The sequence below is a fragment of the Devosia geojensis genome, assembly GCF_000969415.1.
GTDB classification, from domain to species: domain Bacteria; phylum Pseudomonadota; class Alphaproteobacteria; order Rhizobiales; family Devosiaceae; genus Devosia; species Devosia geojensis.
The window spans coordinates 1-2,418 of record NZ_JZEX01000074.1 but is presented as its reverse complement, the minus strand read 5'-3'; the positions used below and the strand labels follow the sequence as shown (position 1 = coordinate 2,418).

Genomic DNA, 2,418 nt, shown 5'->3' with positions numbered 1-2,418 from the left:
GGGTGGGGGGAGCCGCACGGTCACGGACGCCAAGAGTGCCTGCCGATCTAAACCCGGTTCACCCCCGGCACCCCATCGAGCACCACAAATCCCTGCCCAACCCGCGCCGAAGCCTGCGGATCCTTGCGGTCCGAGACGGTCACGAACTCCGTGCGCGCTTGCTTGTCCGAAAGGTGCATCAGCGCATAACCATGGTCGCGCCCGCTGGCATATTTGAGATGCGGGTTCTCGGCGAGCGCCGTCGCGATGCTCGCATCCGACGGACCGTCCGAGGTGATCGAGCCGGTGACGAACTCGGTGGCGAAGGTCGGCGCCTTTTCATCGTGGAAATCACGCTTGACCTCGGCGGCATAGAACGCGTGCAGGTCCCCGCCGATGACGATTGGGTTGGCCGTCCCCGCCGCCGCAACGCTGTCGAGCAGCCGGGTGCGGGCCGAGCGGTAGCCGTCCCACCCGTCGAGGTTGTAGGCCGTGTCCGGCCCCGCCGCCGTGTCGCGCTCGCAGAGCAGCGTCTGCTGCCCGACGATCGTCCACTTCGCCTTCGAGCCCTTGAGCGCCCCGTCGAGCCAGCGCTCCTGTTCCGCGCCCAGAAGCGTGCGCTCCTCCGTATCGAGCGCCGCCGAGCCCCTGAGCATCGGCGAGCGGTACTGGCGCGTGTCGAGGAGCGCGATGTCGATGAGCTGCCCGAACCCGTGGAGGCCGTAGATGGTCAGGTTGGAAAAGTCCGGCGCCGCCCGCGGCGGTACGGGCATGTGCTCGTACCACGCCTGGTAGGCCGCACGCCGCTGCTCGAGGAAGATCTCCGGGCGCGGCGCGTCGGGCGCCTGGTCCTTGGCGTAGTTGTTGATGACCTCGTGGTCGTCCCAGACGGCGAGCCAGGGGAAGGCCGCATGCGCTGCCTTGAGGTCGGGATCGGATTTATAGAGCGCGTAGCGGTCCCGGTACTCGTAGAGCAGCGTCGGCACGCCCGCGCCGTGCCGGCGCACCAGGTTGGCGCCGTAGCTCTTCTCGTAGACATAGTCGCCCAGGTGCACCACGAGGTCGAGCTCGCGCTGAGCCATGTCGCGATAGGCGCCGTAATAGCCCTGCTCGTATTGCTGGCAGGAGGCGAAGGCGAAGCTGAATCGCCCGGGCGCAGCATCCGCCGCCGGCGCCGTGCGGGTGCGCCCGACGGGGCTTTCCGCGTCCCGGCAGCGGAAGCGGTAGAAATACCAGCGCTCCGGCTCGAGGCCCCTCACCTCCACATGCACCGAATGCGCATAGTCCGGCACCGCCGGGGCGATGCCCGATTGCACCGGGCGGGTGAACGCCTCGTCCTCGGCGATCTCCCAGGCGACGTCGAGCGGCCCGAACTCGGCCGCCGGGGCCGGCGCGAACGGGTCGGCCATGTTGATGGCCGCTTCCGCCGGAAAGACCAGCCGCGTCCAGAGGACGACGCTTTGCGGCTCCGGGCAGCCGGAGGCGACGCCGAGCGTGAAGGGGTCACTGTCGAACGACTGCGCCCGCACACTTCCCAGCATGGGCCAGACGGCGGCCGCCGCGAGCCCCGAGGCGAGGAAGTGCCGTCGGTCAACCTTCGGCCAGGGCATCGATCTTCTCCCGTGCAGCCAGCGCAATATCCGGCCGGTCGGTCGTCACGTCCCGCAGGCCCTTGCCCAGCCAATAGGTCAATTCCTCCTCGGTGTTGGGCGTCCATACCGCCAGCCGCTCGCGCGGCACGAGGTTGGTGATCGCCTCCCACTCGGCCGCAAGCAGCGATTTTTCCACCGCGATGATCTCGGCGACCTCTTTGGCTTCCTCCAGTCCCGCCGCGAGCCCCCGCCGCTCGGCCGAGGGCCGGTGGAAGGAGATGAGCGTGCGGATATGGGGCGCAACGCGCCTGACCGTGCGCAGCACCTGCGGATCGAAGCTGGTGAGGAAGGCGCGGTCCGAAACGCCCGCCGCAGCGAGCGCCGCCGCGGCCCTGGCCTCGAGCCCCAGATAGGGCACATGGTCGACATCGGACTTGATCTCGACGTGCAGCTCGATGCTCACGTCCTTGAACACCTCGAGCACGTCCTCGAGCGTCGGGATGCCCTCGCCCTCGCTGCCCTTGAGCACGACGCTGCCCCGCTCGCCGGCCGGCAGCGCACGCACCGGGCCGGTGCGGTCGGTGGTGCGCTCGAGCGTCGGGTCGTGAATCACCAGCAGCTCGCCGGCGTCGGAAAGATGCACGTCGAACTCCACCGCCTCGACCGGCAGCGCGGTGAGGTTGCGGAAGCCCGAGAGGCTGTTCTCGGGCCAGAGGTTGCGGGCGCCACGATGGCCGACGATGAGGGTCATGGGAAAATCCGGTTTAGAGGAAGGGCAATCGCACAAATCTTCAACCTTCCCCGCAAAGGGGAGGTATCATTTGAGATGCCAGACGCAACACCCCCC

General features: G+C 68.5%; 2 protein-coding genes. Both read right to left on the bottom strand.

What is annotated here, in order from left to right:
• Positions 1 to 47: 47 nt before the first annotated feature.
• Positions 48 to 1,589: an alkaline phosphatase D family protein gene (locus VE25_RS07040; protein ID WP_046107903.1), complete on the bottom strand. Its 1,542-nt coding sequence runs from the start codon at positions 1,587 to 1,589 to the stop codon at positions 48 to 50.
• Positions 1,570 to 2,322 (bottom strand): glycerophosphodiester phosphodiesterase family protein, encoded by a 753-nt coding sequence (locus VE25_RS07035; RefSeq protein ID WP_046107902.1) that lies wholly within the window; start codon positions 2,320 to 2,322, stop codon positions 1,570 to 1,572. The genes VE25_RS07040 and VE25_RS07035 overlap by 20 nt, the downstream gene beginning before the upstream one ends.
• Positions 2,323 to 2,418: the final 96 nt, after the last annotated feature.

Excerpts from the sequence above, each read along its gene's own strand:
- VE25_RS07035 (WP_046107902.1), bottom strand. The coding sequence starts at position 2,322 with ATGACCCTCATCGTCGGCCATCGTGGCGCCCGCAACCTCTGGCCCGAG.
- VE25_RS07040 (WP_046107903.1), bottom strand. The coding sequence starts at position 1,589 with ATGCCCTGGCCGAAGGTTGACCGACGGCACTTCCTCGCCTCGGGGCTC.